This window comes from Pseudomonas fluorescens, from assembly GCF_000968015.1.
GTDB classification, from domain to species: Bacteria; Pseudomonadota; Gammaproteobacteria; order Pseudomonadales; family Pseudomonadaceae; genus Aquipseudomonas; species Aquipseudomonas fluorescens_W.
Genome location: NZ_LACH01000026.1, coordinates 44096 through 69290 on the forward strand (window position 1 = coordinate 44096; position 25195 = coordinate 69290).

At 60.2% G+C, this 25195-nt stretch carries 27 protein-coding genes; 24 read left to right on the forward strand and 3 right to left on the reverse strand.

Going from position 1 to position 25195, the window contains the following annotated elements; translation table 11 throughout:
* Window positions 1-18 precede the first annotated feature (18 nt).
* The 14 genes from flhA (at window position 19) to VD17_RS13905 (ending at window position 14563) form a co-directional block, all read left to right on the forward strand.
* A complete protein-coding gene (flhA, locus tag VD17_RS13840; protein ID WP_046054290.1) occupies window positions 19-2148 on the forward strand; it encodes a flagellar biosynthesis protein FlhA in 2130 nt (709 codons plus the stop codon).
* Between the two features lie 11 nt (window positions 2149-2159).
* Window positions 2160-3488 carry a flagellar biosynthesis protein FlhF gene (gene flhF / locus VD17_RS13845; protein WP_046054291.1) on the forward strand — a complete coding sequence of 443 codons (1329 nt, stop codon included), beginning with the start codon at window positions 2160-2162 and terminating at the stop codon, window positions 3486-3488.
* A 116-nt stretch (window positions 3489-3604) separates the two neighbouring features.
* A complete protein-coding gene (gene fleN / locus VD17_RS13850) occupies window positions 3605-4435 on the forward strand; it encodes a flagellar synthesis regulator FleN (RefSeq protein WP_007975361.1) in 831 nt (276 codons plus the stop codon).
* Window positions 4432-5172 (forward strand): RNA polymerase sigma factor FliA, encoded by a 741-nt coding sequence (gene fliA, locus VD17_RS13855; RefSeq protein ID WP_007894214.1) that lies wholly within the window; start codon window positions 4432-4434, stop codon window positions 5170-5172. Before fleN ends, fliA begins: the two co-directional genes overlap by 4 nt.
* A gap of 167 nt (window positions 5173-5339) precedes the next feature.
* On the forward strand, window positions 5340-5711 hold the full coding sequence (locus tag VD17_RS13860) for a chemotaxis response regulator CheY (protein WP_003183998.1): 372 nt from the start codon (window positions 5340-5342) through the stop codon (window positions 5709-5711).
* A 30-nt stretch (window positions 5712-5741) separates the two neighbouring features.
* A complete protein-coding gene (locus VD17_RS13865) occupies window positions 5742-6530 on the forward strand; it encodes a protein phosphatase CheZ (RefSeq protein WP_046054292.1) in 789 nt (262 codons plus the stop codon).
* A 14-nt stretch (window positions 6531-6544) separates the two neighbouring features.
* The gene (locus VD17_RS13870) at window positions 6545-8779 is read left to right on the forward strand and encodes a chemotaxis protein CheA (protein WP_046054293.1); all 2235 of its coding nucleotides are present in this window, start codon (window positions 6545-6547) and stop codon (window positions 8777-8779) included.
* 49 nt (window positions 8780-8828) lie between these two features.
* Window positions 8829-9968, forward strand: a complete 1140-nt coding sequence (locus VD17_RS13875; protein ID WP_046054294.1) for a protein-glutamate methylesterase/protein-glutamine glutaminase — start codon at window positions 8829-8831, stop codon at window positions 9966-9968.
* Window positions 9968-10708, forward strand: coding sequence for a flagellar motor protein (locus tag VD17_RS13880; RefSeq protein WP_046054295.1), 741 nt, complete (start codon window positions 9968-9970; stop codon window positions 10706-10708). The genes VD17_RS13875 and VD17_RS13880 overlap by 1 nt, the downstream gene beginning before the upstream one ends.
* 280 nt (window positions 10709-10988) lie before the next feature.
* Complete coding sequence (motD, locus tag VD17_RS13885; protein ID WP_046054326.1) at window positions 10989-11879, forward strand: flagellar motor protein MotD; 891 nt, start codon at window positions 10989-10991, stop codon at window positions 11877-11879.
* A gap of 43 nt (window positions 11880-11922) precedes the next feature.
* Complete coding sequence (locus tag VD17_RS13890) at window positions 11923-12711, forward strand: ParA family protein (RefSeq protein WP_033056007.1); 789 nt, start codon at window positions 11923-11925, stop codon at window positions 12709-12711.
* Between the two features lies 1 nt (window position 12712).
* Window positions 12713-13597 (forward strand): CheW domain-containing protein, encoded by an 885-nt coding sequence (locus VD17_RS13895; protein WP_046054296.1) that lies wholly within the window; start codon window positions 12713-12715, stop codon window positions 13595-13597.
* Between the two features lie 87 nt (window positions 13598-13684).
* Window positions 13685-14170 carry a chemotaxis protein CheW gene (locus VD17_RS13900; RefSeq protein ID WP_008155806.1) on the forward strand — a complete coding sequence of 162 codons (486 nt, stop codon included), beginning with the start codon at window positions 13685-13687 and terminating at the stop codon, window positions 14168-14170.
* Complete coding sequence (locus VD17_RS13905) at window positions 14171-14563, forward strand: DUF2802 domain-containing protein (protein ID WP_046054297.1); 393 nt, start codon at window positions 14171-14173, stop codon at window positions 14561-14563.
* 116 nt (window positions 14564-14679) lie between these two features.
* Here the strand turns inward: VD17_RS13905 and VD17_RS13910 are convergent, their stop codons facing one another.
* Both VD17_RS13910 and fliK read right to left on the reverse strand, forming a co-directional pair.
* Entirely contained in the window at window positions 14680-15009 is a 330-nt protein-coding gene (locus VD17_RS13910; protein WP_046054298.1) for an EscU/YscU/HrcU family type III secretion system export apparatus switch protein, read from the reverse strand.
* Entirely contained in the window at window positions 15006-16580 is a 1575-nt protein-coding gene (gene fliK / locus VD17_RS13915) for a flagellar hook-length control protein FliK (protein WP_046054299.1), read from the reverse strand. Before fliK ends, VD17_RS13910 begins: the two co-directional genes overlap by 4 nt.
* A 197-nt stretch (window positions 16581-16777) precedes the next feature.
* Between fliK and ccmA the strand changes: the two genes are divergently transcribed.
* From ccmA to VD17_RS13965, 10 genes are all read left to right on the forward strand, one after another.
* Window positions 16778-17413 (forward strand): cytochrome c biogenesis heme-transporting ATPase CcmA, encoded by a 636-nt coding sequence (gene ccmA / locus VD17_RS13920; protein WP_046054300.1) that lies wholly within the window; start codon window positions 16778-16780, stop codon window positions 17411-17413.
* Window positions 17410-18078: a heme exporter protein CcmB gene (gene ccmB, locus VD17_RS13925; protein WP_008155797.1), complete on the forward strand. Its 669-nt coding sequence runs from the start codon at window positions 17410-17412 to the stop codon at window positions 18076-18078. The genes ccmA and ccmB overlap by 4 nt, the downstream gene beginning before the upstream one ends.
* A 78-nt stretch (window positions 18079-18156) precedes the next feature.
* Window positions 18157-18912: a heme ABC transporter permease gene (locus VD17_RS13930; protein WP_046054301.1), complete on the forward strand. Its 756-nt coding sequence runs from the start codon at window positions 18157-18159 to the stop codon at window positions 18910-18912.
* Window positions 18909-19085, forward strand: coding sequence for a heme exporter protein CcmD (gene ccmD / locus VD17_RS13935; RefSeq protein WP_007894243.1), 177 nt, complete (start codon window positions 18909-18911; stop codon window positions 19083-19085). The genes VD17_RS13930 and ccmD overlap by 4 nt, the downstream gene beginning before the upstream one ends.
* Entirely contained in the window at window positions 19082-19537 is a 456-nt protein-coding gene (ccmE, locus tag VD17_RS13940) for a cytochrome c maturation protein CcmE (RefSeq protein WP_046054302.1), read from the forward strand. Before ccmD ends, ccmE begins: the two co-directional genes overlap by 4 nt.
* Window positions 19538-19540: 3 nt before the next feature.
* The gene (locus VD17_RS13945) at window positions 19541-21529 is read left to right on the forward strand and encodes a heme lyase CcmF/NrfE family subunit (protein ID WP_046054303.1); all 1989 of its coding nucleotides are present in this window, start codon (window positions 19541-19543) and stop codon (window positions 21527-21529) included.
* A complete protein-coding gene (locus VD17_RS13950; RefSeq protein WP_046054304.1) occupies window positions 21526-22062 on the forward strand; it encodes a DsbE family thiol:disulfide interchange protein in 537 nt (178 codons plus the stop codon). Before VD17_RS13945 ends, VD17_RS13950 begins: the two co-directional genes overlap by 4 nt.
* A complete protein-coding gene (locus tag VD17_RS13955; protein ID WP_008145552.1) occupies window positions 22059-22532 on the forward strand; it encodes a cytochrome c-type biogenesis protein in 474 nt (157 codons plus the stop codon). The genes VD17_RS13950 and VD17_RS13955 overlap by 4 nt, the downstream gene beginning before the upstream one ends.
* Window positions 22525-23727: a c-type cytochrome biogenesis protein CcmI gene (gene ccmI / locus VD17_RS13960; RefSeq protein ID WP_046054305.1), complete on the forward strand. Its 1203-nt coding sequence runs from the start codon at window positions 22525-22527 to the stop codon at window positions 23725-23727. The genes VD17_RS13955 and ccmI overlap by 8 nt, the downstream gene beginning before the upstream one ends.
* A gap of 14 nt (window positions 23728-23741) precedes the next feature.
* Window positions 23742-24146: a hypothetical protein gene (locus VD17_RS13965; RefSeq protein ID WP_046054306.1), complete on the forward strand. Its 405-nt coding sequence runs from the start codon at window positions 23742-23744 to the stop codon at window positions 24144-24146.
* A 146-nt stretch (window positions 24147-24292) separates the two neighbouring features.
* Here the strand turns inward: VD17_RS13965 and VD17_RS13970 are convergent, their stop codons facing one another.
* Window positions 24293-25180 (reverse strand): LysR family transcriptional regulator, encoded by an 888-nt coding sequence (locus tag VD17_RS13970; RefSeq protein ID WP_046054307.1) that lies wholly within the window; start codon window positions 25178-25180, stop codon window positions 24293-24295.
* Window positions 25181-25195 lie beyond the last annotated feature (15 nt).

Consider the following 25195-nt stretch of genomic DNA (forward strand, 5'->3'; position numbering starts at 1 on the left):
AAGGAACGGGGAATACCGGTGGATCGCTCTCAGTTACTCAACAGTGCCCGCACAAACGTTGCCGACTTAAGTCGGGGCAATCTGGGTGTGCCGTTGTTGCTGCTGGTCATGCTGGCGATGATGATGTTGCCGGTGCCGCCGTTCCTGCTGGACGTGTTCTTCACGTTCAATATCGCGTTGTCGATTGTCGTCTTGCTGGTCTGTGTTTACGCGTTGCGGCCGCTGGATTTTGCGGTGTTCCCGACCATTCTGCTGGTGGCGACATTGCTGCGGCTGGCGCTGAACGTGGCCTCCACGCGGGTGGTGATGCTTCACGGTCAGGACGGCCATGCCGCCGCCGGTAAGGTGATCCAGGCCTTCGGCGAGGTGGTGATCGGCGGTAACTACGTGGTCGGTATCGTCGTCTTCGCGATTTTGATGATCATCAACTTTGTCGTGGTGACCAAGGGTGCCGGGCGGATTTCCGAGGTGAGTGCGCGTTTCACCCTCGATGCGATGCCCGGTAAACAAATGGCCATCGACGCCGACTTGAATGCCGGCCTGATCGACCAGAACCAGGCCAAACTGCGCCGGATGGAAGTGGCCCAGGAAGCCGAGTTCTACGGTTCCATGGACGGTGCCAGCAAGTTCGTTCGCGGTGACGCCATTGCCGGCCTGCTGATTCTGTTCATCAACCTGATCGGCGGCATGGCGGTCGGTATCTTCCAGCACGGCATGAGCTTCGGCGATGCCGGCAAGGTTTACGCGCTGCTGACCATCGGTGACGGTTTGGTGGCGCAATTGCCATCACTGCTTTTATCTACAGCTGCAGCGATCATGGTGACCCGTGCTTCCGGTTCGGAAGACATGGGCAAGCAGATCAATCGCCAGATGTTCGCCTCGCCCAAAGCGTTGGCCGTGGCGGCGGGTTTGATGGCGGTGATGGGCCTCGTGCCGGGCATGCCGCACTTTTCCTTTCTCAGCATGGCAGCCCTGGCGGCTGGCGGCGCGTACCTGTTCTGGAAGAAGCAGAACGTGGTCAAGGTTCAGGCACTGCAAGAGGTCAAGCGTCAACAGGAACTGCTGCCATCGCCCGCTCGCGCTCAGGAAACCAAGGAGCTTGGCTGGGATGACGTCACTCCGATCGACATGATCGGCCTGGAAGTCGGCTACCGGCTGATTCCGCTGGTGGACCGCAATCAGGGTGGTCAGTTGCTGGCGCGGATCAAGGGCGTGCGCAAGAAACTCTCCCAGGACCTGGGCTTCCTGATGCCGACCGTGCATATCCGTGACAACCTCGACCTGGCGCCGAGTGCCTATCGCCTGACCCTGATGGGGGTGATCCTCGCTGAGGCGGAAATTTACCCGGATCGCGAACTGGCGATCAACCCGGGGCAGGTCTACGGTACGCTCAACGGCATTACCGCCAAAGATCCGGCTTTCGGTCTGGAGGCGGTCTGGATCGAAATCAGCCAGCGTGCCCAGGCTCAATCCCTCGGTTACACCGTGGTCGATGCCAGTACGGTAGTGGCAACCCACTTGAACCAGATTCTGTACAAGCACTCGAGCGAGTTGATCGGTCACGAAGAAGTGCAGCAACTCATGCAATTGTTGGCCAAAAGCTCGCCAAAACTGGCCGAAGAGCTGGTGCCTGGTGTGGTGTCTCTGTCGCAGCTGCTCAAAGTATTGCAGGCATTGCTGGCCGAACAGGTGCCAGTACGGGACATTCGCAGCATTGCCGAAGCCATCGCCAACAATGCCAGCAAGAGTCAAGATACTGCCGCGCTGGTGGCCGCGGTGCGCGTCGGCGTATCTCGCGCAATCGTCCAAAGCATTGTAGGGACTGACTCCGAGCTACCAGTAATCACCCTGGAGCCAAGGTTGGAACAAATATTGCTCAATAGTCTTCAGAAGGCAGGACAAGGCTCGGAAGAGGGTGTTCTGTTGGAGCCAAGCATGGCTGAGAAACTGCAACGCTCGTTGATCGAAGCGGCGCAGCGTCAGGAAATGCAAGGTCAACCGGTGATTCTGCTGGTAGCCGGTCCGGTTCGCGCGATGCTGTCGCGATTCGGCCGATTGGCAGTCCCGGGTTTGCATGTGTTGGCTTATCAGGAAATTCCTGACAACAAGCAAGTGACCATCGTTGCGACAGTAGGGCCCAACGGCTGAGGTAGTGGTTTATGCAAGTTAAGCGTTTTTTCGCCGCCGATATGCGTCAGGCCATGAAACTGGTTCGTGATGAGCTGGGCGCTGATGCCGCCATCATTGGCAACCGCCGGATCGCCGGTGGTGTCGAGCTGACGGCTGCCCTGGATTACAAATTGTCGGCGCTGGCTCCGCGCGTTCCGAACATGGAACTCGAAGACGAGCTGCGCAAGACCCAGTCGCGGATCGTCACCGCCCAGGCCGAACTGAGCCTGCGCAGCGATGGCGAGAGCGATAAGTCCACCAATCGCCAATTGTTCGCCGGCCTGCCACTGACCGCCGCCGAGCCGCTGATCGAACCGACCTACACCGAACCCCGTCGTGCTGCGCCGGCTGCGGCACCTGCCTCCGGTGGCGTCGACCCACGGGCGTTCGACTCGATGCGTTTCGAACTCAACAGCCTGCGCGAATTGATGGAAGTGCAACTCGGCTCCCTGGCCTGGAATCAGCTGCAAGGCAGCCGTCCGGCCCAGGCCAATCTTTGGCGTCGCCTGCAACGCATCGGTCTGTCCGGCCCGTTGTCGCGCGATTTGCTGGCGCTGATTACCGATATTGAAGAACCTCGTCAGGCCTGGCGCATGTTGCTGGCACACCTGGCGCGGATGATCGTCACACCGGAAGTCGAGCCTCTGGAAGAGGGCGGCGTGATTGCCATGGTCGGCCCTGCCGGCATGGGCAAGACCACCACCCTGGCCAAACTCGCGGCCCGTTACGTGCTCAAGTACGGCGCGCAGAATATCGCGCTGGTCAGCATGGACAGCTACCGCATTGGTGCTCAGGAACAACTCAAGACGTTGGGCCGGATCCTCAATGTGTCGGTGACGCATGTCGATCCGGGTCAATCGCTGGTGCAGGCGCTGGAGCCTTTGTTGCGCAAACGCGTGGTGCTGATCGATACCGCGGGCCTTCAGGCCAGCGATCCGGCACTGCGCATGCAGCTCGAAAGCCTGGCCGGTCGTGGCATCAAATCGAAAAATTATCTGGTGTTGGCAACCACTAGCCAGAAACAGGTTCTAACGGCCGCTTATCACAGTTACAAGCGTTGTGGGCTCGCTGGCTGCATCCTGACTAAACTGGATGAAACGGCAAGTCTGGGCGAGGTGTTGAGCCTGGCCATCAGTCATGAATTACCGGTGGCCTACCTGACCGATGGCCCGCGGATTCCGGATGATTTGCATCTGCCGCGTCGTCATCAGTTGGTCAGTCGCGCCGTCAGCGTGCAAATGCAAGAAGAACCCAGCGAAGAAGCCATGGCTGACATGTTCGCTGATATTTACCACAGCCCGACCAAGCAGGTCGGCTGAGGTATTAATGAACAGTTTTTGTACCTACATCGATGGTCTGCCATGCATTGTTCAGTTAGTGAACGCGCAGCCAGTAATGTGGCCTCCGTCTATGCAAGACAAGGTAAAGAAATAACATGGGCAGCATGCATCCCGTACAGGTGATCGCGGTGACCGGCGGCAAAGGTGGCGTCGGGAAGACTAACGTGTCAGTGAACTTGTCCCTGGCTCTAGCTGAGCTCGGCCGGCGCGTCATGCTGTTGGACGCCGATCTGGGGCTGGCGAACGTCGACGTCCTGCTGGGACTGACACCCAAACGTACTTTGGCCGACGTGATCGAAGGCCGCTGCGAGCTGCGCGACGTACTGTTGCAGGGCCCTGGCGGCATTCGCATCGTCCCGGCCGCGTCCGGCACACAGAGCATGGTTCATTTAAGCCCGGCCCAACACGCCGGCCTGATCCAGGCGTTCAGCGATATCGGTGACAACCTCGACGTGCTGGTGATCGACACCGCTGCGGGCATTGGTGAATCGGTAGTCAGTTTCGTTCGCGCAGCGCAAGAAGTCTTGCTGGTGGTCTGTGACGAACCGACCTCGATCACCGATGCCTACGCACTGATCAAACTGCTGAACCGCGATTACGGCATGAACCGCTTCCGTGTCCTGGCCAACATGGCCCAGAGCCCGCAGGAAGGGCGCAACCTGTTCGCCAAGTTGACCAAGGTCACGGATCGCTTCCTTGACGTCGCCTTACAATACGTCGGCGCGGTGCCTTACGACGAAAGTGTGCGCAAGGCTGTGCAGAAGCAGCGCGCCGTCTACGAAGCCTTCCCGCGGTCCAAGTGCTCACTGGCGTTCAAGGCGATTGCACAGAAGGTCGATACATGGCCGCTGCCTGCGAACCCGCGTGGGCACCTGGAGTTTTTCGTCGAGCGCCTCGTGCAACAAACGGCAGGACCGGTGCTATGACAGCCAGTGGCTACAACCTCTACAAGAAGTCGGCACGTGACGCGCAGTACGAGCTGATCGAGCGTTACGCGCCACTGGTTAAACGCATTGCCTACCACTTGCTGGCGCGTCTGCCAGCCAGTGTTCAGGTTGAAGACCTGATCCAGGCCGGGATGATCGGCTTGCTTGAGGTGTCGACCAAATACGACGCCAGCAAAGGCGCAAGCTTCGAGACGTACGCGGGCATTCGAATCCGTGGTGCGATGCTCGATGAAGTACGCAAGGGGGACTGGGCGCCACGTTCGGTCCACCGCAATACCCGGATGGTCAGCGACGCAATTCGCTCGATTGAAGCTAAAACCGGTCGTGACGCTAAAGATCACGAGGTTGCGGCCGAACTCCAATTGAGTCTCGACGATTATTACGGGATTTTGAACGACACCCTGGGCAGCCGGCTATTCAGTTTCGACGATCTGTTGCAGGACGGCGAACACGAAGGGCTGCACGAGGATGGCGCCAGTGCTCATCTCGAGCCGTCACGCGATCTGGAAGATGAACGCTTCCAGGCGGCACTGGCGGACGCGATTGCCAATTTGCCGGAGCGTGAGCGACTGGTGTTGGCGCTGTACTACGACGAAGAGTTGAATCTCAAGGAAATCGGTGAGGTCCTGGGGGTCAGCGAATCTCGGGTCAGCCAGTTACACAGCCAGTGCGCGGCCCGTTTGCGGGGGCGTTTGGGGGAGTGGCGAGCGCGCTGAAGGCAGTGTGGGGACACTGCGAACGCGGCTGGTGGGGTGTTGAACCGTACCGGTCCCGATCTGTTGTGCTCCAGACAGTCATTGAGTGCTTTGCCGGATTGATTGAAATGGCGCGTCCAGGTGCTGGGCGCGTTTAAGACTGCTTGGAGGTCGAATTGGACAAGAACATGAAAATCCTCATCGTTGATGACTTCTCAACGATGCGGCGGATCATTAAAAACCTGTTGCGTGACCTTGGGTTCACCAACACGGTCGAGGCCGACGATGGCACTACTGCCATTCCGGTTCTCAACAGCGGCAGCATCGACTTTCTGGTAACAGACTGGAACATGCCTGGCATGACCGGTATCGACCTGCTGCGCCACGTGCGTGCCGATGAAAAGCTCAAGCACCTGCCGGTGCTGATGGTGACCGCTGAAGCCAAGCGCGAGCAGATCATCGAGGCAGCCCAGGCCGGTGTTAACGGCTATGTGGTCAAGCCCTTCACGGCCCAGGCGTTAAAAGAAAAAATCGAGAAGATTTTCGAACGCATCGGTTGATGTGCGAAGCCACTGCGCCACGGGGGAGCTATGGAGCATAACGAGTCTTCACAGGGCGATTTCGAATCGACTCTGAAAAAACACGCGGTCGAACTGGTCGAAAGCCTTGAAAAAGGCAGGTTCGGCGACGCTGTGCAACTGATCCATGAGCTCAATCAGACCCGTGACCGTGGCCTGTATCAGGAAGTGGGCAAGCTCACTCGCGAGCTGCATAGCGCGATCGTCAATTTCCAGATTGACCCGCACATGCCGCAAGCCGAGGAAGTCTCGCAGATCACGGATGCCACCGAGCGTCTGGGGTATGTGGTCAAGCTGACCGAGGCTGCTGCCAACCGCACCATGGACCTGGTGGAAAACGCCACGCCGCTGGTCAACGGCCTGAGCAACGAAGCCCAGGCCTTGAGCACCGACTGGGGACGGTTCATGCGTCGCGAAGTCGGGGCTGAAGAGTTCCGCGAGCTGGCTCGGCGAGTCGACGGTTTCCTGGCACGCAGCAGCGAAGACAATCGCGTTGTGTCGAGCAACCTCAACGACATTCTGCTCGCTCAGGATTATCAGGACCTCACCGGTCAGGTGATCAAGCGTGTGACCCAATTGGTCACCGAAGTTGAAAGCAACCTGCTCAAGCTCGTGCTTATGGCCAGTCAGGTGGACCGCTTTGCGGGCATCGAACATGACCGTGAAGCGATGCTGGCAGAAAAAGATCCGCAAAAACATCTCTCTCAGGGTGAAGGTCCGCAGATTCATGCCGATAAAAGAGAAGACGTTGTGTCCGGTCAGGACGATGTAGACGATTTGCTTTCCAGCCTTGGATTCTAGGAGCACCCCTACACATGAGCTTCGGCGCCGATGAAGAGATCCTTCAGGATTTCCTGGTTGAGGCCGGCGAGATTCTAGAGCAACTGTCCGAACAGCTGGTCGAGCTTGAAAGCCGACCTGATGATGCGGACTTGCTCAATGCAATTTTTCGCGGTTTTCACACTGTAAAAGGAGGCGCCGGCTTCCTCCAGCTCAACGAGCTGGTGGAGTGCTGTCACATCGCCGAGAACGTGTTCGACATCCTGCGCAAGGGTGAACGTCGCGTCGACTCGGAACTGATGGACGTGGTTCTCGAAGCGCTGGATGCGGTGAACGGCATGTTTACCGAAGTCCGCGAGCGCAGCCCGATCACGGCTGCCACGCCAGAATTGCTTGCGGCACTGGCCCGTCTGGCCGAGCCGCAAACCGCCGATGAAACGGCACCGGTCGCCGAGGTGGTGGAAGAACCTGCCGCCGAGAGCGAATCGGGTGACATCACCGATAACGAATTCGAACAACTGCTGGACTCGCTGAACGCCGTCAAGGCTCAGGCAGAAGCCCCGGCAGTTGTGCCAGCGCCGAGCAGCAATGCGGCGGCCAGCGACGAAATCACCGATGCCGAGTTCGAGTCGTTGCTCGATCAGCTGCACGGTAAAGGCCAATTCGCCGTCGATGCGGTAGCCCCGGCGCCAGCCGCACCGGCTGCCCCGAAAGCGGCAGGCGACAGCTCCGATATCACCGATGACGAGTTCGAAGCACTGCTCGATCAGTTGCACGGCAAGGGCAACTTTGCCGTTGAAGCGCTGGAATCAGCCATTGCTGCGGTCCCGGCCCCGGCTGCGCCAACCGCTAAAGTGGCTGGCGGCGATCTGATCTCCGATCACGAGTTCGAATCGCTGCTCGACGAATTGCACGGCAAAGGCAAGTTCACTGAAGTGGGCACCGGTGCAGTGGTTTCGGCTCCAGCGTCCAAGGCCCCGGCACCTGTCGCGAAGCCTGCGGCCAAAGCGCCCGAGCCGCCGAAACCGGCAGCAGCAGCGGCTCCAGCACCTGCTCGCGCCGCTCCGTCCGCGCCGCCACCGGAAAAACCGGCCAGCGAAGCCGAGACCACCGTGCGGGTCGATACCGCGCGTCTCGACGAAATCATGAACATGGTTGGCGAGTTGGTACTGGTGCGTAACCGCTTGGTCCGTCTGGGCCTCAACAGCGGCGACGAAGCCATGTCCAAGGCCGTGTCGAACCTCGACGTGGTCACGGCCGACCTGCAAACCGCAGTCATGAAGACCCGGATGCAACCGATCAAGAAGGTCTTCGGGCGCTTCCCGCGTCTGGTTCGCGACCTGGCTCGCCAGCTCAAGAAAGAGATCAACCTGGAACTGGTCGGCGAAGAAACCGACCTCGACAAGAACCTCGTCGAGGCCCTTGCCGACCCGCTGGTCCACTTGGTGCGCAACTCGGTCGACCACGGTATTGAAGAGCCGGCCGAACGTGAAGCGATGGGCAAACCTCGCAGCGGCAAGGTGATCCTGTCCGCTGAACAGGAAGGCGACCACATCCTTCTGTCCATTTCCGATGACGGCAAGGGCATGGACGCCGATGTTCTGCGCGGCATTGCCGTGAAGAAAGGCTTGATGGACAAGGATGCAGCGGATCGCCTCAGCGAATCCGATTGCTTCAACCTGATCTTCGCGCCGGGTTTCTCGACCAAGACCGAAATTTCCGATGTCTCCGGACGCGGCGTGGGCATGGACGTGGTGAAAACCAAAATCGCCCAGCTCAACGGCACCATCAATATCTATTCGACCAAGGGCAAGGGCTCCAAGATCGTCATCAAGGTCCCGTTGACCCTGGCGATCATGCCGACGCTGATGGTCATGCTGGGCAACCAGGCGTTTGCGTTCCCGCTGGTGAACGTCAACGAGATCTTCCACCTCGACCTGTCGCGCACCAACGTGGTGGACGGCCAGGAAGTGGTGATCGTGCGGGACAAGGCGCTGCCATTGTTCTACCTCAAACGCTGGCTGGTCAGCTCCGCCGCTCACGAAGAGCAGCGCGAAGGCCATGTGGTGATCCTTTCGGTGGGCACTCAGCGGATCGGCTTCGTCGTCGATCAACTGGTGGGCCAGGAAGAAGTGGTCATCAAGCCATTGGGCAAAATGCTCCAGGGAACCCCGGGCATGTCTGGCGCCACCATCACCGGTGACGGCCGCATTGCGCTGATTCTCGATGTTCCGAGCATGCTCAAGCGTTACGCCGCACGGCGTATTTGATTCTGGTGGGGCGGGGCGACTGAGCCTCGCTCCGTCTAACGGAGTGTTTATGGCAGTTAAAGTCCTGGTGGTGGACGATTCGGGGTTTTTCCGCCGCCGCGTCTCGGAAATTCTTTCAGCGGATCCGAATATCCAGGTCGTCGGCACGGCGACCAACGGAAAAGAGGCGATTGATCAGGCGCTGGCCCTCAAGCCAGACGTGATCACCATGGACTACGAGATGCCGATGATGGATGGCATCACGGCAGTGCGGCACATCATGCAGCGCTGCCCGACCCCAGTGTTGATGTTCTCCTCGCTGACCCACGAAGGCGCTCGGGTGACCCTCGACGCGCTGGACGCCGGCGCGGTGGATTTCCTGCCGAAGAATTTCGAAGACATCTCCCGTAACCCGGAGAAGGTCAAGCAACTGCTATGCGAGAAGATTCTCAGCATCTCGCGCAGTAACCGTCGCGCCAACACCTACAGCGCTCCGGCACCTGTCGCCGCCCCCGCCCCGACGCCTGCACCTTCGAGCGTCAGCAGCTACGGCAGCTACGGCAGCAGCGCGCCTGCGCGTCCGGCACCGGCTCCGATTCCGGCGCGTACGCACGCGCCAGCCTCGTCGTCGCCCGCGCCGAAACGCAAAGCCTACAAACTGGTCGCCATCGGTACGTCCACGGGCGGCCCGGTTGCCTTGCAGCGGGTTTTGACCCAGTTGCCGGCCAATTTCCCCGCGCCGATCGTATTGATCCAGCACATGCCGGCGGCCTTTACCAAGGCCTTCGCCGAACGTCTGGACAAGCTTTGCCGAATCAGCGTCAAGGAAGCCGAGGATGGCGACATCCTGCGTCCGGGCCTGGCGTTGCTGGCGCCGGGTGGCAAGCAAATGATGATCGACGGTCGTGGCGCGGTGAAAATCCTCCCGGGCGACGAACGTTTGAACTACAAGCCGTGCGTGGACATCACCTTCGGTTCCGCAGCCAAGTCTTACGGTGACAAAGTTCTGGCGGTCGTATTGACCGGCATGGGCGCCGATGGTCGTGAAGGCGCGCGTCTGCTCAAGCAGGGCGGCAGTGCAATCTGGGCTCAGGATGAAGCCAGCTGCGTGATCTACGGCATGCCGATGGCCATCGTCAAAGCCGAACTCGCCGACGCGGTGTACAGCCTGGACGATATCGGCAAGCATCTGGTCGAGGCTTGTCTCTGATGGATGTTTTAAGCCTTATCGGGATGATCATGGCGTTCGTCGCCATCATTGGCGGCAACTACCTTGAAGGCGGCCACCTCGGCGCCTTGGCCAATGGCCCGGCGGCGTTGATCGTTATCGGCGGAACCGTCGGTGCGGCGCTGCTGCAGTCACCGATGAGCGCCTTCAAGCGCGCCATGCAGATTCTGGCCTGGATCCTGTTTCCTCCGCGCATCGACCTCGCTGGTGGCGTCGATCGCGTTGTGAACTGGAGCCTGACCGCGCGCAAGGAAGGCCTGCTGGGTCTGGAGGGGGTAGCCGATGCCGAATCGGACAACTACTCGCGCAAAGGCCTGCAACTACTGGTTGACGGCGCCGAGCCAGAAGCGATTCGCAGCATTCTGGAAGTGGATTTCTACACCCAGGAAAGCCGCGACATCGAAGCCGCCAAAGTCTTCGAAAGCATGGGCGGCTACGCGCCGACCATCGGCATCATCGGTGCGGTGATGGGCCTGATCCACGTGATGGGCAACCTGGGGGATCCATCGCAACTGGGTAGCGGCATTGCCGTGGCCTTCGTCGCGACCATCTACGGCGTGGCCAGTGCCAACCTGGTGCTGCTGCCGATTGCCGCCAAACTCAAGTCCGTCGCTTTGCGGCAGTCGCGTTATCGCGAAATGTTGTTGGAAGGCATTCTGTCGATCGCCGAAGGTGAAAACCCTCGCTCTATTGAGCTGAAGCTTCAGGGCTTCATGGATTGATGGGAGACGCAGGGCGTGCTCACAGTAAATGATGAAGCGCGCAGCGCCCCGCAAGCCACAAGACTAGGCATGAGGAGAGAGGTTTGGTCGCTTCAAATGAACGACGAATAACGACGTATTGTGGCTTGCGGGGCGCTGCCCTCCGGGTTGGCGCTGTGATTGCGCCAGGCTGCGTTGCGCGACTTGAGAAGGGAAACGACCATTCTCGGCGTCACGCGCCTTGCCTGGCACAATCGCAGCGCCAACGCGCTTCATCATTTACTGTGAGCACGCCCTGACCATGGCACGTCGTCGCCAACCTGAAGAACATGTAAACCATGAGCGTTGGCTGGTTTCGTACGCCGACTTCATTACGTTGCTGTTCGCTTTCTTCGTGGTGATGTACTCGATCTCTTCTATCAACGAAGGCAAGTACAAGGTTATTTCCGAAGCGTTGATCGGGGTCTTTACCGACTCCGACCACGCTCTCAAGCCGATCCCGATCGGCGACGAGCGACCGAAGACCGTAACCCCGGCCAAGCCGCTGGTTAAAGACGCCGAACAAGTCGACGCCGGTATCGCGGGTGCCAGCGATCCGCTCAAAAGCATCGCCGACGACATCAGCGCCGCGTTCGGCGACCTGATCAGCTCCAACCAGATGACCATTCGCGGCAACGAGCTGTGGGTCGAGATCGAACTCAATTCCAGCCTGTTGTTTGGCAGCGGCGACGCCATGCCCAGTGACATCGCGTTCAACATCATCGACAAGGTTGCCGCGATTCTGAAGCCGTTCGACAACCCGATTCACGTCGAAGGTTTCACTGACGATCAACCGATCCGCACCGCGCAATACCCGACCAACTGGGAGCTGTCCTCGGCCCGGTCGGCGAGCATCGTGCGCATGCTGGCGATGCAGGGTGTGAACCCCGGTCGCCTGGCGTCGGTGGGTTACGGCGAGTTCCAGCCAGTGGCCAACAACGCCACTGCCGAGGGCCGGGCACGTAACCGGCGTGTCGTGCTGGTGGTGTCACGAAATCTCGATGTACGCCGCAGTCTCACCGGTACCGGAACCGCCAATGCAAAACCGGATGCCGCGTTGAAGCGTGCTGGCACACAAACTGCACCGACCCCGGTCAAGTCGCCGGGACGAGAGAGTGCCGTCAATTCTCCGTCACCCGCATTAATACGTTGAGCTATTTCTCGGTCGACCATGTCGACCGGGAGGAACAATCCGAATGAGAGTCTGGGCAGTTGCCAATCAAAAGGGTGGTGTTGGTAAAACCACTTCCTCTATCGCTTTAGCCGGTTTGCTGGCCGAGGCGGGCAAGCGCGTGGTTGTGGTCGATCTCGACCCCCACGGCTCCATGACCAGTTACTTCGGTTACGACCCCGACAGCCTGGAACACAGCAGCTACGACCTGTTCCTGAATAAGGGCAGTGTGCCGCAAGGCTTGCCCGGTCAGTTGTTGTTGCCCACCAGCCACGAGAGTATTTCCCTGCTGCCATCAAGCACCGCACTCGCGACCCTCGAGCGCCAGTCGCCGGGGCAGAGTGGCTTGGGCCTGGTGATTGCCAAGAGCCTGGCGCAACTTTGGCAGGATTTCGATTACGCCGTGATCGACAGCCCGCCGTTGCTCGGCTTGCTGATGGTCAATGCCTTGGCGGCGAGCCAGCAATTGGTGATTCCGGTGCAGACCGAACACCTGGCCGTCAAAGGCCTGGAGCGCATGGTCAACACCCTGGCGATGATCAACCGTTCGCGTAAACAAGCGCTGCCGTTCAGCATCGTGCCGACCCTGTTCGACCGCCGCACGCAGGCTTCCCTCGGAACGTTGCGGGTGTTGCGTGACAAGTACCCGGAAGAAATCTGGCAGGGCTATATCCCGGTCGATACTCGCTTGCGTGATGCCAGCCGTGCGGGTGTGACCCCTTCGCAGTTCGACGGCAAGAGCCGTGGGGTGCTGGCTTATCGCGCGTTGCTCAAGCATCTGCTGGCCGCACAACTTGTTCCGCAGGTGGCGTGAGATGAACCGCCCGGTAAAAATCACCTCGCGCCCGCAATTGGCTCTCCAGTCTTATCTGGACAGCTTGCTGATGGAGGCGACTGAAGAGTTGCCGCCGGAAATCGAAGCGCTGGTTGAAATCGTTGAGGTTGTTGAAGCGGTCGAAGTTGAAGCTGCACTGGACGAGTTCCAGGCGGCGGTGCTTGAAGAGCAGGCTCGCGATGCACAGAAACCCGCCGTGGTTGCCGCGCCGGTAGCAGCGCCCGTGGTAAAAGCACCGGTAGTCTTGATCGAAGCACCAGCGCCGGTTCTCGCGCCTGTATCGACCATCGCACCGTTGCTGCAAGCCTTGGTGCCGCCGGTGGTCGAAGTCCACCTGCCGCCGAGCAATACGCCGCCACCGGTGGAAACCGATGGTCGTCCGTCCTGGGCCGCCGAACCATTCGAATGCCTGTTGTTCGATGTCGCCGGGCTGACCTTGGCGGTGCCGCTGGTGTGCCTGGGCTCAATTTATTCTTTGGCCGGTCATGAACTGACACCGCTGTTCGGTCAGCCGGAATGGTTCCTCGGGATCCTGCCGAGTCAGGCCGGCAACCTGAAAGTATTGGATACCGCGCGTTGGGTCATGCCGGACCGCTACCGCGACGATTTTCGTCAGGGCCTGCAATACGTTATTTCGGTTCAGGGCTATGAGTGGGGACTGGCGGTGCATCAGGTCAGTCGCTCATTGCGCCTGGACCCGAACGAAATCAAATGGAGAAGTCATCGAGGTCAGCGGCCATGGCTCGCCGGCACGGTGATTGAGCACATGTGTGCGCTGCTGGACGTTTCCGCCCTGGCCGAGTTGATCGCCAGCGGCGGGGCAAAGCACATGGGCAGCAGCAAGCCGCTACACAAACCGACATAGCTGCCGACATAACAAGTATGCGACGGCATTGTTGAATGCCGCCAACAGAACACACACCGCTAGGGCGGTTTTTCGAGGGGTCAGGGTATGAGTAATCAAGCGACGAATGCAAAAGGTTCTGAAGATCCGATCCTGCAATGGGTGACCTTCAAACTGGACAATGAAACCTACGGCATCAACGTGATGCGCGTTCAGGAAGTCCTGCGTTACACCGAAATCGCCCCGGTCCCGGGTGCCCCGAGCTACGTGCTGGGCATCATCAACCTGCGCGGTAACGTGGTCACCGTGATCGACACCCGTCAGCGCTTCGGCCTGATGAACGCCGAAATCAGCGACAACACCCGTATCGTCATCATTGAAGCCGACAAGCAAGTCGTCGGGATCATGGTCGACAGCGTCGCCGAAGTGGTTTACCTGCGTCAGTCGGAAATCGAAACCGCGCCGAACGTCGGTAACGAAGAATCCGCCAAGTTCATCCAGGGCGTGTGCAACAAGAACAACGAACTGCTGATCCTGGTCGAGTTGGACAAGATGATGAGCGAAGAAGAATGGTCGGACCTGGAGAACATCTGATTGATTCTTGAGGTAGCGGTCATTGTCCTGTTCCTCTTCTGGGCAGGCACGCTGGCGATGTTTCTGGCGTACATACGAGGCCAACGACTGATCGCCGCGCAACAGGCCCAGGGCGATGCGCTGCGCGATCAGCGCATCAGGGACCTGGCCCGGCGTGTCGAGGACTACCAGAGCGGCAACGTGCGCATGGGTGAAGACCTGCACGAACTGCGTGCAGTGGTTGCCCCGTTGCCGGACAAACTGGCTCAACTGGAACAGCGCGATCCGTCGAGCCTGTCGTTTGCACAGGCGGCAAAACTGGTCGGTATGGGCGCGAGCGTCGATGAACTGACTCAGTCCTGCGGCTTGACCCAGGCTGAGGCAGAGTTGATGAGCAAGATGCACAAGAACTGACAGATCAAAAGATCGCAGCCTCGTTTCACTCGACAGCTCCTACAGGGTGTACTCCATCCCAATGTAGGAGCTGTCGAGTGAAACGAGGCTGCGATCTTTTTGCATTCAGCGCCGAATCAATAGTCATCCCCGCGATCGGTGATGTCCTTCTCGATCATCGGCGCATTCGGATCCTGCCCCTGCGGAAACTTGCCCTTCAAATTCCACGCAAACGCAATAATCTCGGCAATCGTGCGATACAACTCCTCCGGAATACTCTCCCCCAATTCCATCCGCGCCAGCAGTTTCACCAGCTCGGCGTTCTCGTAGATCGGCACTTCATAATCGCGGGCAATCTTCAGAATGGCTTCGGCCAGTGCTTCGTCACCCTTGGCCGTGAGGGTAGGGGCGTGGCTGCCGTCGTATTTGAGGGCGATGGCCTGGCGCGGGGTGTTGGGATTTCTCATGCGGTTTCGTCGACCCAGCGTTGTTCGAGACGGGTTTGAGGGCCTTGTGGCGGTGTGCCCAGGTGGCAATCGAGATCGCCGACATTCAGGCCGGACGCCAGCAGCCGTTGGCGCAGTTCGGCCAGATGACTTTCGATCAGGCTGGCGGTGTACGGGCGTTCGGCCCACAGCTGGCTGGACAGGCTGCCTTTGATCAGGTGTGCCTGAATCTGCAACGGGCCCAAGGGCTCCATGTCGAACGCCAGGTCCACTCGCCACAATTGTTGTTTGGGTTCGCGCTCGTCGTGGCGTTCGTTTTGCTGTTCCTTCTCGGGCGCTTCTTCGCGCTGGAACTTGACCTGCAACGGCACGATGTCCTGCAGATTGCGCATCGGGATTTCCAGCTGCCAGGTGCTCATCAACCGTCCGTCGTCAGTGACGCCGGTCTGTTCCAGGCTCGACAGTTGATGGCTTTGCAGGCGTGAAACCGCCGCTGCTGCCAAACGCAGCAAGTGCTCGAGATCGCCTTCGCCGTCCATGCTTTGTAACAGGCGCTCGGGCAGCGGGAAGCTGGTTGGCTGCGGTTTGGCGCTGACCTGGCCGAGCATGCCGAGGGCGCTGCGCACGAAGTTCGGCATGGCCTGGGCCAGTGTGTTGGCGGCAATGATCGCGTTGAGATTGGTGTTGGCCGGCAGGCCTGGCGTCAATTGTGCGATCAGCTTGAGCAAATCGCCTTTCATGTCCGGGGCCAGTGTCGGGTTTTGACCGCTGAGCAGTTTGGCTTCAAGGAACAGCCCGCTATTGGCCAGTGCCTGGGCCAGCCCCTTTGGCGTGCTGAGTTGTTGAACATCGGGCAGGCCGGCGAGCAACTTGTCGGCGGCGGCACGCAGATCACTGGACGTCTGATTCGAGGACGGCAGGTTTTGCAGGAGCTTGAGCAGGCCATCCAACGAGCCCTGGCGGCTCTGTTGACTGACCAGTTGTTGGGTCACCGCCAGTTGCTCCTGGCGGCTGCTCAATGGCACGAACTTCAGCGTCTGGGTGTCCTGCACCAGCGCACTCAGCAAGGTGCCGATGCGCAGCGGCGTCGGGCTGTCGATGCTCAGGGTGCTGCCGCTCAACGCGGTGTTGAGCAAGCTCACCATCGAGCGAAACACCGTCGGCTGGCCCGGCACCTGCGGCAACACCTGAGAGGTCAGCACTTTGCCTTGCAGCAGGGTGCCGACGGGCAGTTGCGCCGTGTCGATACGAGTGAGAGTGGCGACGCTGGAGGCGATGGCCTGTTGCACGGTGACGGCCAGATTACCCGCCGACGGTTGGGTGATCGCCAGGCTGGTGCCCTGAGGCAACGGTTGGGTGCTGGTGGCCTGGACCGTGGTCTGACGGCCGCTGTCGAGGGTGACCTTGAGCAACAATTGAAAGGTCTGATCCGCCTGCTTGAGTGACAGCACTTCAGCCTTGGCGGTCTGGCCCGCAGTGATCAGGCCCTCCATCGGCGTCAGTAACTTCAGCAGGTCGCCACTCACCACCAGCGGCCGCGAAGTCGCGGGCGTGGTCTGCGGTAGCGGGAGGATGTTCATTTCGCCTGTCATACGCGGTCACAACCTGAGGAAATTGCCCTCTTGAGAGTAGGGCATGGCATGTATAATGCCGCCCCGTTGTATCCGGGGCGCTGAAAACATTTCAAATACTTGATCCAGCTCCTTAGAACGGGCCGCCAATGCATTTATCCTGCATATCTTTAACGGCCGCTCCACTGCCGACTTGAACCCAAAAGGCCCGTGATCTCTTGACCAGTCCTGTCCTGCAAACCGTTGCCCTCGCCTGTGAGCGAGACCTTCGGCTGCTCTTCGAAAATCTCGAATTGAGACTGGCCAGTGGCGAAATGTTGCAAATCAGCGGCCCCAACGGCAGTGGCAAAACCAGCCTTTTACGCCTGCTTTGCGGTCTGATGCAGCCGACTGCCGGTCAAGTGCTGCTCAACGGCCAGCCATTGAACGAGCAACGCTTCGAGCTGGCGCGCAACCTGCTGTGGATCGGCCATGCTGCCGGGATCAAGGATCTGCTGACGCCGGAAGAGAATCTGAGCTGGCTTTGCGCCTTGCATCAACCGGCCTCCCATGAGGCGATCCGGCAGGCGCTGACGGCTGTCGGACTGCACGGTTTCGAGGATGTTCCTTGCCATACGCTGTCTGCCGGGCAGCAACGCCGGGTCGCGTTGGCACGGTTGTACCTGGAAAGCCCGCCGCTATGGATCCTTGATGAGCCATTCACTGCGCTCGACAAACAAGGCGTGGCGCAACTCGAAGAACACCTGGCCGCACACTGCGAGCGCGGTGGCATGGTGGTCTTGACCACTCACCACACGCTGACCCGGATGCCGGCCGGCTATCGCGACATTGATCTGGGGAACTGGGCCGTATGAGTGTTTTCGGCCTGTTGGTCGCCCGTGAAGCCCGATTGTTGTTCCGCCGTCCGGCGGAGTTGGCCAATCCGCTCGTATTCTTCGCGATCGTGGTTTCCCTGTTTCCGCTGGCGGTCGGACCCGAGTCTCAATTGTTGCAAACCTTGTCTCCGGGACTGGTCTGGGTAGCGGCCCTTTTATCGGTTTTGCTCTCGCTGGACGGGCTTTTCCGCAGTGATTTCGAAGACGGATCGCTTGAACAGTGGGTCCTTTCGTCGCACCCCCTGCCTCTTCTGGTTTTGGCCAAGGTGCTGGCACACTGGTCCTTCTCTGGCCTGGCACTGGTTTTGCTCGCTCCATTACTGGCATTGATGCTCGGTTTGCCAACCGCCTGTCTGCCGGTGTTGCTGCTTTCGTTGTTGCTGGGTACACCAGTGCTGAGCCTGCTCGGTGCGGTGGGCGCAGCCCTGACGGTGGGGTTGAAGCGCGGTGGCCTGTTGCTGGCGCTGCTGATTCTGCCGTTGTACATCCCGGTGTTGATTCTTGGCAGTGGCGCCTTGCAGGCTGCATTGCAGGGAATGCCGGCGACCGGTTATCTCCTGTGGCTTGGTAGCCTGACCGCCCTGGCGATAACCCTGACACCTTTTGCAATAGCTGCTGGCCTGAAGATCAGCGTCGGCGAATAATGAGGTCTGGTTATTTTTTAACCAGTAAAGACCCTTCGCTGCTCGTGATGGCGAGCAGCAACCGTGATGGAAACAGTAATGAACTGGACTTGGTTTCATAAGCTCGGCTCGCCCAAATGGTTTTACGGCATCAGTGGCAAACTGCTGCCGTGGCTGAGTGTCGCGGCGTTGCTGCTGATCAGCGTTGGTGTCGTGTGGGGCCTGGCCTTCGCGCCGCCGGACTACCAGCAAGGCAACAGCTTTCGCATCATTTATATCCACGTTCCGGCCGCCATGCTGGCCCAGTCCATCTACGTGATGCTGGCGATCTGTGGCATCGTCGGGCTGGTGTGGAAGATGAAGCTGGCCGACGTCGCCCTGCAATGCGCGGCGCCCATCGGCGCCTGGATGACCGCCGTAGCGCTGGTCACCGGCGCGATCTGGGGCAAACCGACCTGGGGCTCGTGGTGGGTCTGGGATGCACGACTTACGTCCATGCTTATACTGCTGTTTCTGTACTTCGGTCTTATTGCGCTGGGCAATGCGATCAGCAATCGTGACAGTGCTGCCAAGGCCTGCGCGGTATTGGCGATTGTTGGCGTGATCAACATCCCGATCATCAAATACTCGGTGGAGTGGTGGAACACCCTGCACCAGGGCGCGACCTTCACCCTTACCGAAAAACCGGCGATGCCCGCCGAGATGTGGCTGCCACTGCTGCTGACGGTGCTGGGTTTCTACTGTTTCTTCGGCGCGGTGTTGCTGCTGCGCATGCGCCTTGAAGTGCTCAAGCGCGAAGCCCGCGCCAGTTGGGTCAAGGCCGAAGTGCAGAACAGTCTGGAGGCCGCTCGATGAGTTTCGCTTCATTCGGCGACTTTCTCGCCATGGGCCATCACGGCCTGTATGTCTGGTCAGCCTATGGCATTAGCCTGGCGGTGCTGGCCCTCAACGTGGCGGCGCCGATCCTGGCCCGCAAGCGGTATCTGCAACAAGAGGCGCGTCGTCTGCGCCGGGAGAACGGCAAGTGAATCCGCTGCGCAAAAAGCGTCTTATCATCATTCTCGCGATCCTGGTCGGTGTCGGCGTTGCCGTCGGCCTGGCCCTGAGCGCCCTGCAGCAGAACATCAATCTGTTTTACACCCCGACCCAGATCGCCAACGGCGAAGCCCCGCAAGACACGCGCATCCGCGCCGGCGGCATGGTCGAGAAAGGTTCGCTGCAACGTTCCGGCGATTCGCTGGACGTGAAATTCATCGTCACCGACTTCAGTAAATCCGTGACCATCAGCTACCGCGGCATCCTCCCGGACCTGTTCCGCGAAGGGCAGGGCATCGTTGCCCTGGGCAAGCTCAACGCCGACGGCGTGGTGGTGGCCGACGAAGTGCTGGCCAAACACGACGAGAAGTACATGCCGCCAGAAGTGACCAAGGCTTTGAAAGACAGTGGTCAATCTGCTCCAACGCCCGCGAAGGAGGGTTGATCGATGACGTCTGGACTCTTTATTCCTGAACTCGGCCATCTGGCCATGATTCTGGCGCTGTGTTTCGCGCTGGTTCAGGCCGTGGTGCCGTTGCTCGGTGCCTGGCGCGGTGACCGCTTGTGGATGAGCCTCGCTCAGCCGGCCGCCTGGGGGCAATTCGCGTTTCTGCTGTTCTCCTTCGGTTGCCTGACTTACGCCTTCATGGCCGACGATTTCTCCGTCGCCTACGTTGCCAGCAACTCCAACAGCGCGTTGCCGTGGTACTACAAGTTCAGCGCGGTGTGGGGCGCTCACGAAGGGTCGTTGCTGCTCTGGGCCCTGATCCTCGGCGGCTGGACCTTCGCGGTATCGGTGTTCTCCCGGCAGTTGCCGCAAGTGATGCTGGCTCGCGTGCTGGCGGTGATGGGCATGATCAGCACGGGTTTCCTGCTGTTCCTGATCCTCACGTCCAACCCGTTTGCACGGATCCTGCCGCAGATTCCTGCGGACGGTCGTGATCTCAACCCACTGCTGCAAGACATCGGCCTGATCGTTCATCCGCCGATGCTGTACATGGGCTATGTCGGTTTCTCCGTGGCCTTCGCTTTCGCTATCGCTGCACTGCTGGGCGGTCGTCTTGATGCGGCGTGGGCACGCTGGTCCCGTCCGTGGACCATCGTCGCCTGGGCCTTCCTCGGTATCGGCATCACCCTCGGTTCGTGGTGGGCGTACTACGAACTCGGCTGGGGCGGCTGGTGGTTCTGGGATCCGGTGGAAAACGCCTCCTTCATGCCATGGCTGGTGGGTACGGCGCTGATTCACTCCTTGGCGGTCACGGAAAAACGTGGCGTGTTCAAGAGCTGGACCGTGTTGCTGGCCATCGCTGCCTTCTCGCTGAGCTTGCTGGGGACTTTCCTCGTGCGTTCCGGCGTGCTGACCTCGGTTCACGCCTTTGCGTCCGACCCTGAGCGCGGTGTGTTCATTCTGATCTTCCTGCTGTTCGTGGTCGGTGGTTCGCTGACCCTGTTTGCCCTGCGCGCTCCCGTGGTGAAGAGCCACGTCGGTTTCAACCTCTGGTCCCGGGAAACCCTGCTGCTGGGTAACAACCTGGTGCTGGTGGTGGCGGCGTCGATGATCCTGCTCGGCACGTTGTATCCGCTGATTCTCGATGCGATGACCGGCGCCAAGCTGTCGGTCGGCCCGCCGTACTTCAACGCACTGTTCATTCCGTTGATGGCCTTGCTGATGATGGTGATGGCAGTCGGCATGCTGGTGCGCTGGAAAGACACCCCGGTCAAATGGCTGTTGAGCATGCTGACCCCGGTGTTGCTCGGCAGCGCCGCGCTGGCGGTGGTGGCTGGCGTCGCTTATGGCGATTTCAACTGGGCGGTGATTGCGACCTTCATGCTCGCCGCCTGGGTGTTGCTGGCCGGTGTGCGTGACATTTTCGACAAGACTCGCCACAAAGGCTTGATCAAAGGCCTGCCGACCCTGACCCGCAGTTATTGGGGCATGCAGGTCGCTCACCTCGGCATCGCTGTGTGTGCCCTTGGTGTCGTGCTGTCGAGCCAGAACAGTGCCGAGCGCGACCTGCGCCTGGCGCCGGGCGAGTCCATGGACCTGGGCGGTTACCACTTCGTGTTCGAAGGCGCCAAGCATTTCGAAGGCCCGAACTTCACGTCCGACAAGGGCACCGTTCGGGTGATCCGCGATGGCCAGGAAGTCAGCGTGCTGCACCCGGAAAAACGCCTCTACACCGTGCAGAACTCGGTGATGACCGAAGCCGGGATCGACGCCGGTTTCACCCGCGACCTCTACGTCGCACTCGGCGAACCGTTGGGCGATGGCGCCTGGGCCGTTCGCGTCCACGTCAAACCGTTCGTACGCTGGATCTGGTTCGGTGGTCTGCTCACCGGTTTGGGCGGGTTGCTGGCGGCATTCGATCGCCGTTACCGGGTCAAGGTGAGCAGCCGTGTGCGTGAAGCACTGGGCATGACGGGAGCCACGGCATGAGGCGTTGGTTGATGCTGTTGCCCCTGGTGATTTTTCTGGTGGTGGCTGTTTTCCTTTATCGCGGGCTCTATCTGGACCCGGCCGAGCTGCCTTCGGCGATGATCAACAAGCCGTTCCCGGAGTTTTCCCTGCCGGCGGTGCAGGGCGACAAAACCCTGACCAAGGCCGACATTCTGGGTAAGCCAGCGCTGGTCAATGTCTGGGGTACCTGGTGCATTTCCTGCCGGATCGAGCACCCGGTGCTGAACAAACTGGCCGAGAAGGGCGTGGTGATCTACGGCATCAACTACAAGGACGTCAACGCCGACGCCTTGAAGTGGCTGGTGGAATTCCACAACCCGTACCAGCTGGACATCCGTGACGATGAAGGCACCCTGGGCTTGAACCTCGGCGTCTATGGCGCTCCGGAAACCTTCTTCATCGACGCCAAAGGCATCATCCGTGACAAGTTCGTTGGCGTGATCGACGAACAGGTCTGGCGCGAAAAACTGGCGGCCAAGTATCAGGCGCTGGTTGATGAGGCCAAGCCATGAAGCGCTGGATAGCCGCCGCGGTATTGGGTTTGAGCATGGCCGGCGTGGCGCACGCTGCCATCGACACCTACGAATTCGCCAAAGAAGGCGATCGCGAGCGTTTTCGCGAGCTGACCAAAGAGCTGCGTTGCCCCAAGTGTCAGAATCAGGACATTGCCGATTCCAATGCACCGATCGCCGCCGACCTGCGCAAAGAGATTTTTCGCATGCTCGGCGAGGGCAAGGACAACCAGCAGATCATCGACTTCATGGTCGACCGCTACGGTGATTTCGTCCGCTACAAACCCGCTCTGAACGCCAAGACTGCTGTGCTCTGGTTCGGCCCTGCCGGCCTGCTGCTGGGCGGTTTTGTGATCATCGCCGTGATCGTCCGCCGTCGTCGCGTGCAACGCGCTGACACCAAGGATGAGCTTTCCGCCGAGGAGCGTGAGCGCCTCGACCACCTGTTGGATAAAACCAAGAATGATTGATTTCTGGCTCGCTGCAGGTCTGCTACTTCTGGTTGCCCTGAGTTTTCTGCTGATTCCCGTACTGCGTGGTCGCCGCGCCCAGCTTGAAGAGGACCGTACGGCCCTGAACGTCGCGCTGTATCAGGAGCGCGTGGCTGAGTTGCAGACTCAGCAGGAAGAGGGCGTTCTGGACGCGGCGCAAATGGACACCGGTCGCGCCGAAGCTGCCCGTGAATTGCTCGCCGACACTGAAGGTGTCGAGGCGGCGCGCGTGTCCCGCCTGGGCAAACCGTGGCCCTTGCTGGCGGCGATTCTGGTGCCGGTGCTGGGTCTTGGCCTGTATCTGCATTTTGGGGCGAGCGACAAGGTCGAACTGACCCGCGAATTCTCCCAGGCGCCGCAGTCTATGGAAGAGATGACCCGTCGTTTGGAGCGTGCGGTCGCGGCTCAGCCAGATTCGGCTGAAGGCCTGTATTTCCTTGGTCGTACGTACATGGCTCAGGATCGTCCTGGCGATGCGGCGAAGATCTTCGAACGCACGGTGACCCTGGCTGGTCGTCAGCCGGAACTGTTGGGCCAATGGGCGCAGGCCCAGTACTTCGCCGACGGCAAGAAGTGGTCGGACAAGGTTCAGGCCCTGACCGATGAAGCACTGAAAGCCGATCCGAAAGAAGTCACCAGCCTTGGCTTGCTCGGTATTGCTGCCTTTGAAAGCCAGCGTTATCAGGACGCCATCGACTACTGGAATCGCCTGCTGGTGCAACTGCCACCGGAGGACAGTTCCCGCGCCGCGCTGCAAGGCGGCATCACTCGGGCCACCGAGAAACTCGAAGCCAGCGGTGGTAAGGTGGCCCAGGCTCCCGCCGCCAAGGTGGCGGCACTGCTCAAGGTGCGAGTGGATCTGGCGCCAGAGCTGAAAGCCAAGGTCCAGCCGGGCGACAGCGTATTCATCTTCGCCCGCGCCACCGCAGGTCCTCCTGCGCCATTGGCCGCCAAGCGCCTGACCGTGGCCGACTTGCCGGCGACCGTCGAGCTGGGCGATGCCGACGCAATGATGCCGCAGTTGAAACTGTCGAACTTCCCTGAAGTCCAACTGGTTGCGCGCATTTCTCGCGCCGGCCAACCCACTGCCGGCGAATGGATCGGTCGCAGCCAGCCTCTGGCCAGCAGCACCACTGCGCAGCAGACACTGACCATCGATAGCCCGGACAAATGACAGGAAACGCCACTATGACCGCGATCGCTCGTATCACCCTGCTCAGTATGGTTTTGGGGTTAAGCGCTTGCGTGGTCCAACCGCAGCAGCCTGAACGGTTGCCACCGATCCCGCCGTCGCAGCCGCGTCCGACGCCGTCCACGACCCCGACACCGGGCAAACCGAGCATTCCGGCCAAACCCGCCAAACCGCAGCCACGCACCTCCGCCAGCTTCGCGCCGCCACCGGGTGGCAACAGCCATTGGGACGCCAAGCTCGGCGTGTACGTTCTCGATGATCAGACCAACACCTTCTACCGCCAGCGCACGTACTATCGCTGGAACAACGGCTGGAGCCGGTCGATCAGCCCGAACGGTCCATGGGAAGAGACAGACATCCATGGCGTTCCGGGCGGGTTGGGACGGCAATTCGGGCAGTAAACATAAACGGCGATCCTTGGATCGCCGTTTTGCTTTTTGGAGTCTGAGAAGATCGCAGGCTGCGCCAGCTCCTACAGGATCGTGTACGACAATGATCGGCGGGTGTACGCGGTAAACGTAGGAGCTGGCGAAGCCTCGCAGCTTGATCAGACGTCTTTTGTCAGCAACCCCTGCACATACTCCACAAACGCCCGGGCCTTCGCACTGGCCATTCTGCCGGTGGGAAACACCGCCCAAAGGTCCTGATTCGGCAACGTCCAATCCTTCAGCACTTCCCTGACCGCGCCGTTGGCCAGTTCCGGTGCAAACATCCATTCGGACGCCATGGTCAGGCCTTGATGGGCTAGCACGGCTGCACGCAGACCTTCGGCGGCGTTGACGCGGATTCGCCCGTTGATGATGACTGACTGATCATCTGTCCCGTTGCGGAACTGCCAATTGGCACCACCGCCCAAGGTGTAGATGACTGCTTGGTGTTTACTCAGATCGGCAGGGCAGGAGGGCTCGCCATGTTTTTCGAAATAGGCGGGCGTGCCCAACACCACGCGCCGGCACTCGGCGATCTTGCGGGCGGTGAGGCCGGAGTCGCTCTGGGCGCCCATGCGCAGGGCGATGTCGACGCCTTCTTCCACCAGATTGACGTTGCGATCGTCCAGCATCAAATCGATGCTCAGGTCCGGGTTCTGATCGAGGAAAGGCCCGAGGTGCGGAACGATGTGCAGCCGGCCAAAGGTCACGGCAGCACAGATACGCAAGGTACCGCTCAGGCCGCTGGCGGCACCGCGAGCGGCATTGTCAGCCTCGTCCGCTTCTTCGATGGCACGCTTGGACCGTTCGAAAAAGGCCAGGCCCGCCTCGGTCGGCGTCAGGCCTCGGGTCGAGCGCAACAGCAGCCTGACCGCGAGGCGCGCCTCCAAATGCGCGATGGCTTTCGAGACCGCAGGCTGGCCAATATTCAAGCGTCGGGCGGCGGCGGAAAACGAACCGGTTTCCACCACGTAGACAAAGGTTTCCATTGCGCCGAGGCGGTCCATCTACAGTCCTTCTTC